We start from the raw sequence: 7,470 nt of genomic DNA on the forward strand, positions 1-7,470 counted from the left end.
CCGGCCGCGCCCCGCTCGCGCCACCCGGGGCGCTCGCCCTGACCGCGCGCCGGGGTGCACTCCTCCTGCGTGCCCGCGCGCACGCCGCCGTCGCCCGCCTCGCGGGCACCCCCGCCGGCGCGAGGAACGCCGACCCGGTCCGACCCGCCGGCGACTGACGGCGGGCGGCTACTCGCTCTGCTTGGTGATGTCCACGTACCACTGCGGCGCCAGCCGCTCGCAGCCGTCGGCGCCGCTGGCGGTCAGGGAGTCCTGCACGCACGTGACGTAGTCGTTGTAGTACAGCGCGAGGCCGAGGACGGAGGAGACGAAGACCACCGTCATGGCGCCGGTGAGGATGCCGGCCAGGGCGGCCGGGGTGAGCGGGTTCGGCGCGGTGGGGCCGACCGGTGCCGGGGCGGCGGCCGTGGCGTCGGCGGCGGCCGGCCTGGGGGCGCGCATCGCGGAGACGCCCCAGACGATGGCGAGCGCGCCGACGAACAGGGCGACGTAGTGCAGCGAGGCGAAGGCGCAGACCAGCGCGCCCATGCCGGCCAGCGCGGCGTTGCGGGCCTTGCGCTGGGCGGGGTCGCCCGGGTCGAGCCGGGGCGGCTGCGGCGCGGGCGGGCGCGGGTGCCAGCCGCCGCCCTGGTAGCCGGGGCTCCAGGGGTGCGGCGGCGGGACGAGCGGGCGCTCGTCCTGGTCGTCGTCCTGGCCCTCGGGGCGGTCGGACCCGCCGGAGGCGTGCGGAGCGCGCGGTCGCCACGGCTGGTCGGGGGCATCCGCCGGCGGCGGCGCGAAGGGGTTGCGCTCGCCGGTGTCGTCACCGCTGCTCATGGTTCAGCCATTCCTTCTCGGTCGGTGGGGCGGGTGCCCGCGCCACCCTATGATCCCGCAGGCCCCTGTGGGGGCTCCGGGCGCGTCCGGGACGGCCGGTCGTCGGGTACCGCCGGGGTCCGGTGGGACCGGCGGGACGCCCGGGGACGGCCCGGCGAGATCCCCGTCTCAGCTACGCGCGTAGCCCTCGACGGTGTTTCGGAGGCCGTCCGACCAGCCGTTATGGTGGTGACGGTCAGCAGCTCCCACGGGTTCCCCGGGCGCCCGCGTCGCGGCGGGTTCTCCAGGAGTTCCCCCTCGCTCGACCTGCCGTTCGTAGTGGCCCCACCACCGGTGGACGTACCAGCGTACGGCGCCCGACCTACGGAGAATCGCGCAGTGGCCGCCGCCCCCGCTCAGCTCTTCCCGCCCCGCACGCCCGGACCGGCCCGTCTGGTGGTGCTGGTCTCCGGCTCCGGCACCAATCTCCAGGCGCTGATCGACGCCGCCGCCGATCCCGCGTACGGCGCGGAGATCCTCGCCGTCGGCGCGGACCGCGACGGCATCGCCGGCCTGGAGCGCGCCGAGCGCGCCGGCCTGCCGGTCTTCGTGCACCGGGTGAAGGACCACGCGGACCGCGCGGACTGGGACCGCGCGCTGACCGCCTCCGTGGCCGCGTACCAGCCGGACCTGGTCGTCACGGCCGGCTTCATGAAGATCCTCGGCCCCGGGTTCATCGAGGCCTTCGCCGGACGGATCGTCAACACCCACCCCGCGCTGCTGCCCGCCTTCCCCGGCGCCCACGGCGTCACCGACGCGCTGGCGTACGGGGTGCGGGTCACCGGCTGCACCGTCCACCTCGTCGACGCGGGCGTCGACACCGGGCCGATCATCGCGCAGGGCGTCGTGGAGGTCCTCGACGCCGACCACGCCGATGGCGGCGAGGCGCTGCACGAGCGCATCAAGACTGTCGAGCGCAAGCTGCTCGTCGACGTCGTGGGCCGGCTGGCCCGCGAAGGTCACCGCATCGAGGACCGAAAGGTATGGATTCCGGCATGAGCGCCGCTCCCACCACCACTCCCGTCTCCGAGAACGTCCGGCCGATCCGGCGCGCCCTGATCAGCGTGTACGACAAGACCGGCCTGGAGGAGCTGGCCCAGGGCCTGCACGCCGCCGGGGTCGCCATCGTCTCCACGGGTTCCACCGCCGGCCGGATCGCCGCCGCGGGCGTCCCGGTGACCGAGGTCTCCGAGCTGACCGGCTTCCCCGAGTGCCTGGACGGGCGCGTCAAGACGCTGCACCCCCGCGTGCACGCCGGCGTGCTGGCCGACCTGCGCCTGGAGTCGCACCGCGCGCAGCTGGCCGAGCTGGGCGTCGAGCCCTTCGACCTGGTCGTGGTGAACCTCTACCCGTTCAAGGCGACCGTCGCCTCCGGCGCCACCCCGGACGAGTGCGTCGAGCAGATCGACATCGGCGGCCCGAGCATGGTCCGCGCCGCCGCCAAGAACCACCCCTCGGTGGCCGTGGTGGTCGACCCGGCCCGCTACCAGGACGTGCTCGCCGCCGTCCAGCAGGGCGGTTTCGACCTGCTGACCCGCAAGCGGCTCGCCGCCCAGGCCTTCGCGCACACCGCCGCCTACGACGTCGCGGTGGCCAACTGGTTCGAGGAGTCCGGCTACACGGAGACCGAGGACGCCTTCCCGGCCTTCCTCGGCTCGGCCTTCGAGCGCCAGAACGTGCTGCGCTACGGCGAGAACCCGCACCAGGGCGCCGCGCTGTACACCGACGGCAGCGGCGGCCTGGCCGGTGCGCGGCAGCTGCACGGCAAGGAGATGTCGTACAACAACTACGTCGACACCGATGCCGCCCGCCGCGCCGCGTACGACCACGCCGAGCCGGCCGTCGCGATCATCAAGCACGCCAACCCGTGCGGCATCGCGACCGGCGCCGACGTCGCCGAGGCGCACCGCAAGGCGCACGAGTGCGACCCGGTCTCCGCGTACGGCGGCGTGATCGCCGTCAACCGCCCGGTCACCGTGGCGCTGGCCGAGCAGATCGCCCCGATCTTCACCGAGGTCGTGGTGGCCCCCGGCTACGAGGACGGCGCCGTCGAGGTGCTGGCCCGCAAGAAGAACCTGCGGGTGCTGCTGGCCCCCGAGGCCCCGGCCAACCGCCAGGAGGTGCGCCCGGTCTCCGGCGGCGTGCTGCTCCAGGACGCCGACCGGGTGCACGCCGAGGGCGACGACCCGGCGACCTGGACGCTGGCCACCGGTGAGGCGCTGTCCGAGGCGGAGCTGACCGAGCTGGCCTTCGCCTGGCGGGCCTGCCGGGCCGTCAAGTCCAACGCGATCCTGCTGGCCAAGGACGGCGCCTCGGTGGGCGTCGGCATGGGCCAGGTCAACCGGGTCGACTCCTGCAAGCTCGCGGTCGAGCGGGCCGGCGAGCGGGCCAAGGGCGCGTACGCGGCCTCCGACGCCTTCTTCCCGTTCGCGGACGGCCCGGCGATCCTGATCGCCGCCGGTGTCCGGGCGATCGTCCAGCCGGGCGGCTCGATCCGCGACGAAGAGGTGATCGCGGCCGCCGCCGAGGCCGGGGTGACCATGTACTTCACCGGTACCCGCCACTTCTTCCACTGATCGGCCGATGCGCCGGTCCGCTGATCCATTGACCGGCTGACGGAACGACGGAGCGGCCCGGCTCCCTCCACCGAGGGGGCCGGGCCGCTCCGTCGTTCCGTCGTGCGCGCGTTACTTCTTGATCACCAGGGTGCCGGCGGCACGGTCGTGCCAGCCCTGCAGCTTCCCGGAGTTGTCGAAGAACGGCGACAGGTAGACCAGCAGCGCGCCGATGTAGCAGACGAAGGCGCCGACGATCGGGATGATGAAGCGGATGAAGCCGCCGCCCAGGCCCGGGTTCTGGCCGGTGCTCTCCTTGACCACGCGCAGACCCATGGCCATCTTGCCCAGGGTGGCACCGACGAAGGAGACCATCAGCCACTCGTAGAGCAGGTTGAACACGCCCAGCACGGCGACCATGATCATCATGGTGGCGAAGATGCCGGCCGCGGCGTCGTTCTGCTGCTGGACGCAGTCGCTGTAGCTGATGCTCCCGTAGGAGTACTGGGAGCAGTCGTCGGTCTCCTTGACGATGCCGAGCGCGCCGGCCAGGCCGAGCGCCATGACCAGGGCGATGACGGCGCCGACCGCCAGGCAGTCGATCAGCCGGGCCAGGAAGCGCTGGCCCATGGTGGCGAGCTTCACGGTGCCGAGCTGGGCGATGTTGATGTAGCCGTTGTTCGCCTGGATGGTGCCCGGCATCGGCTGGTACCCGTACGCCTGCTGCTGGGGGTAGCCGTACGCGGCGGCGGGCGGCTGCTGGGGCTGCTGCTGCGGGTAGCCGTACCCGGCGGCCGGCGGGGCCTGCTGGGGGTAGCCGTACCCGGGCTGCGGCGGCTGCTGGGGCTGCTGCGGCTGGTTGTACGGGTTGTTCGGGTCGGGCGGGTAGCTCATCGATGCCTCCGGGCAGATGGGGACAGGTGGGGACGGGACAGAGGACCCGGGACGGACCGGCGGATCGGGTGGCCGGTCGGACGGGACGTTAGCGGAGCGCACTGACACCGGGAGCGTGCACGGCCGGGTGCGCGGCCCCGCTCAGGGCCGTGGGAAGCGGGCGAACGGGGGCCGGGACGGCACGTCGGCGGGCGTGCCGCGTCGTCGGTCGGTCGTCGGCGCGGTGCGGTCTGGTCGGCTCACTTCGTTCTTCCCCCGGGTACGCCCCCGCCGGGTCTGTCCGTCGGCCCGTCACCGGGCCGGATGCGGCGGGGAGTGCCCGCATATCGTCGGACGCCCGGCGGGGCGCTGTCCAGCCGCGCCCGCGCGTCGGACCGGACTGTGGCGCAACCGCAATACGACCCGGACGCTCCGTACCCGTTCGTCCACCCCCGGCGCCGTCCCGCCCCCGCTCCTCCGGCCACGCCGCGGCCGCCCCGCGACCCCCGCGCGCCCGCCCCGCCGCCGGCCCGTTCCGGCCCGGGGACCGGTGGCACGGACGCCGCCCCGGATCCGGGAGAATGGGGTCATGACTGCCCAGATTCTCGATGGCAAGGCCACCGCGGCCGCGATCAAGTCCGAACTCGCCGCCCGGGTGGCGGCCCTCCAGGCGAAGGGCGTCGTGCCCGGCCTCGGCACCGTCCTGGTCGGCGACGACCCGGGCAGCCGCTGGTACGTCAACGGCAAGCACCGGGACTGCGCGGAGATCGGCATCGCCTCCATCCAGCGCGAGCTGCCCGCCACCGCCACCCAGGAGGACGTCGAGAACGTCGTCCACGAACTCAACGCCGACCCGACCTGCACCGGCTACATCGTCCAGCTGCCGCTGCCCAAGGGCCTCGACCAGAACCCCGTCCTGGAGCTGATGGACCCGGACAAGGACGCCGACGGCCTGCACCCGACCTCGCTCGGCCGCCTGGCGCTGGGCATCGAGGGCCCGCTGCCCTGCACCCCGCTCGGCATCGTCGAGCTGCTGCGCCGCCACGACGTGGCGATCGACGGCGCCGAGGTGGTCGTGGTCGGCCGCGGCGTCACCGTCGGCCGCTCGATCGGCCTGCTGCTCACCCGCCGCAGCGAGAACGCCACCGTCACCCTCTGCCACACCGGCACCCGGGACCTCGCCCACCACCTGCGCCAGGCCGACATCATCGTGGCCGCCGCCGGTGTGCCGCACCTGGTCAAGCCGGAGGACGTCAAGCCCGGCGCGGCCGTGCTGGACGTCGGCGTCAGCCGCAGCGAGGGCAAGATCGTCGGCGACGTCCACCCGGGCGTGGCCGAGGTGGCCGGCTGGATCTCCCCGAACCCCGGCGGCGTCGGCCCGATGACCCGCGCCATGCTGCTGAACAACATCGTGGTGGCGGCCGAGCGCCGCGCCGGCGTCTGACCCCCACCCCGATCGACGAACGACGATCCCGAAGGACGGGAAGCCATGACCGAACCGCGGCGGACCCGGCGCAGGCCGGTCAAGACCACCGGCACCCTGCCGCCCGAGGGCTCGTCGGCCGCGCTCGGGCGCGACCACGCGCTGCCGGTCCGGCAGTGGCCGATAACGGTGGTCCTGCTGGTGGTCGGCGCCGGTCTCGCGGTCACCTGGTTCGCCGACTTCCAGGACGGCTTCAAGTACGGGCTGCTGATCGTCGGCGGCGGGGTGCTGCTCGGCGCGCTGCTGCGGCTGCTGCTCCCGGAGGTCGGCATGCTGGCCGTGCGCAGCCGGTTCACCGATGTGATCGTGCTGACCTTCCTGGGCGTGGCGATCGTGCTGCTGACCCTGATGGCCCAGCCCAACCCGTGGCTGGAGTTCTCGGTGCTGGACAACATCGGCCAGCTGATCGGCCGTCCGCGCCGGTAGTTCCGCAGGCCGACGGACGGCCCCCGCCCATTCCCGGGCGGGGGCCGTCATCGTCTGTGACCAACCAGTCACGACCGCGCCCGAGGCGTACGCTTCCCTTTGCGATACCCTGACGCCGGTTCTCTCGATGTCGAGAGACCGTCCTCGGCTCCAGCGCGCCGACGTGCCTGGGGCACCTGGCGATTTGCTGGAGAAGGTAGAAATGACCCGCACCCCCGTCAACGTCACCATCACCGGAGCCGCCGGCCAGATCGGCTACGCGCTGCTCTTCCGCATCGCCTCGGGCCACCTGCTCGGCGCCGACGTCCCGGTGAACCTGCGCCTGCTGGAGATCCCGCAGGGCCTCAAGGCCGCCGAGGGCACCGCCATGGAGCTCGTCGACTGCGCCTTCCCGCTGCTGCGCGACATCACCATCACCGACCAGCCGAACGTGGCCTTCGACGGCGCCAACGTCGCGCTGCTGGTCGGCGCCCGTCCGCGCACCGCGGGCATGGAGCGCGGCGACCTGCTGCAGGCCAACGGCGGCATCTTCGGCCCGCAGGGCAAGGCCATCAACGGCCACGCCGCGGACGACATCAAGGTCCTGGTCGTCGGCAACCCGGCCAACACCAACGCCCTGATCGCCCAGCGCAACGCCCCGGACGTGCCGGCCGAGCGCTTCACCGCGATGACCCGCCTGGACCACAACCGCGCCCTCGGCCAGCTCTCCGCCAAGACCGGCGCCCTGGTCTCCGACATCAAGCGCGTCACCATCTGGGGCAACCACTCCGCCACCCAGTACCCGGACATCTTCCAGGCCGAGGTCGCCGGCAAGCCGGCCTTCGAGGCCGTCGGCAGCGACCAGGCCTGGCTGGAGAACGACTTCATCCCGACCGTCGCCAAGCGCGGCGCCGCCATCATCGACGCCCGCGGCGCCTCCTCGGCCGCCTCGGCCGCCAACGCCGCCATCGACCACGTGCACACCTGGGTCAACGGCACCGCCGAGGGCGACTGGACCTCCATGGGCGTCGTCTCCGACGGCTCCTACGGCGTCCCGGCCGGCCTGATCTCCTCCTTCCCGGTCACCACCAAGGACGGCTCGTTCGAGATCGTCCAGGGCCTGGAGATCTCCGACTTCTCGCGCGGCCGCATCGACGCCTCGGTCAAGGAGCTGACCGAGGAGCGCGACGCGGTCCAGGAGCTCGGCCTCATCTGAGCCTCCGCGTTCCCGGCGCCCCGCCGACCTTGGTGGCAGCGGCGCGGCGTGCACGTCGCGAGCTTCGTCGTCTTCCCGTTCGC

At 73.4% G+C, this 7,470-nt stretch carries 7 protein-coding genes; 5 read left to right on the top strand and 2 right to left on the bottom strand.

Annotated elements, in window-relative coordinates; all coding sequences use genetic code 11:
- Window positions 1-168: 168 nt before the first annotated feature.
- On the bottom strand, window positions 169-816 hold the full coding sequence (locus ABD308_RS35815; protein ID WP_344344281.1) for a hypothetical protein: 648 nt from the start codon (window positions 814-816) through the stop codon (window positions 169-171).
- Window positions 817-1,194: 378 nt separating this feature from the next.
- Here ABD308_RS35815 and purN point away from each other — a divergent pair, with 378 nt between their 5' ends.
- Window positions 1,195-1,854: a phosphoribosylglycinamide formyltransferase gene (purN, locus tag ABD308_RS35820; RefSeq protein ID WP_344344284.1), complete on the top strand. Its 660-nt coding sequence runs from the start codon at window positions 1,195-1,197 to the stop codon at window positions 1,852-1,854.
- Window positions 1,851-3,431 carry a bifunctional phosphoribosylaminoimidazolecarboxamide formyltransferase/IMP cyclohydrolase gene (gene purH, locus ABD308_RS35825; protein WP_344344286.1) on the top strand — a complete coding sequence of 527 codons (1,581 nt, stop codon included), beginning with the start codon at window positions 1,851-1,853 and terminating at the stop codon, window positions 3,429-3,431. The genes purN and purH overlap by 4 nt, the downstream gene beginning before the upstream one ends.
- Window positions 3,432-3,542: 111 nt before the next feature.
- Here purH and ABD308_RS35830 read toward each other — a convergent pair whose 3' ends face one another.
- Window positions 3,543-4,304: an RDD family protein gene (locus ABD308_RS35830; RefSeq protein ID WP_344344288.1), complete on the bottom strand. Its 762-nt coding sequence runs from the start codon at window positions 4,302-4,304 to the stop codon at window positions 3,543-3,545.
- Window positions 4,305-4,872: 568 nt separating this feature from the next.
- Here ABD308_RS35830 and ABD308_RS35835 point away from each other — a divergent pair.
- The 3 genes from ABD308_RS35835 (at window position 4,873) to ABD308_RS35845 (ending at window position 7,387) form a co-directional block, all read left to right on the top strand.
- Window positions 4,873-5,727 carry a bifunctional methylenetetrahydrofolate dehydrogenase/methenyltetrahydrofolate cyclohydrolase gene (locus ABD308_RS35835; RefSeq protein ID WP_344344290.1) on the top strand — a complete coding sequence of 285 codons (855 nt, stop codon included), beginning with the start codon at window positions 4,873-4,875 and terminating at the stop codon, window positions 5,725-5,727.
- A 45-nt stretch (window positions 5,728-5,772) separates the two neighbouring features.
- Window positions 5,773-6,192, top strand: coding sequence for a DUF3017 domain-containing protein (locus ABD308_RS35840; RefSeq protein ID WP_344344292.1), 420 nt, complete (start codon window positions 5,773-5,775; stop codon window positions 6,190-6,192).
- A gap of 202 nt (window positions 6,193-6,394) precedes the next feature.
- Window positions 6,395-7,387, top strand: a complete 993-nt coding sequence (locus ABD308_RS35845) for a malate dehydrogenase (RefSeq protein WP_344344294.1) — start codon at window positions 6,395-6,397, stop codon at window positions 7,385-7,387.
- The last annotated feature ends 83 nt before the right edge of the window (window positions 7,388-7,470 follow it).

The sequence above is a fragment of the Kitasatospora putterlickiae genome (assembly GCF_039527695.1).
GTDB lineage: Bacteria > Actinomycetota > Actinomycetes > Streptomycetales > Streptomycetaceae > Kitasatospora > Kitasatospora putterlickiae.

Bases quoted from the DNA above. Each gene is read 5' to 3' on its own strand.
- ABD308_RS35830 (WP_344344288.1), bottom strand. From the start codon at position 4,304: ATGAGCTACCCGCCCGACCCGAACAACCCGTACAACCAGCCGCAGCAG.
- ABD308_RS35845 (WP_344344294.1), top strand. From the start codon at position 6,395: ATGACCCGCACCCCCGTCAACGTCACCATCACCGGAGCCGCCGGCCAG.
- ABD308_RS35840 (WP_344344292.1), top strand. From the start codon at position 5,773: ATGACCGAACCGCGGCGGACCCGGCGCAGGCCGGTCAAGACCACCGGC.
- ABD308_RS35835 (WP_344344290.1), top strand. From the start codon at position 4,873: ATGACTGCCCAGATTCTCGATGGCAAGGCCACCGCGGCCGCGATCAAG.
- purH (WP_344344286.1), top strand. From the start codon at position 1,851: ATGAGCGCCGCTCCCACCACCACTCCCGTCTCCGAGAACGTCCGGCCG.
- ABD308_RS35815 (WP_344344281.1), bottom strand. From the start codon at position 816: ATGAGCAGCGGTGACGACACCGGCGAGCGCAACCCCTTCGCGCCGCCG.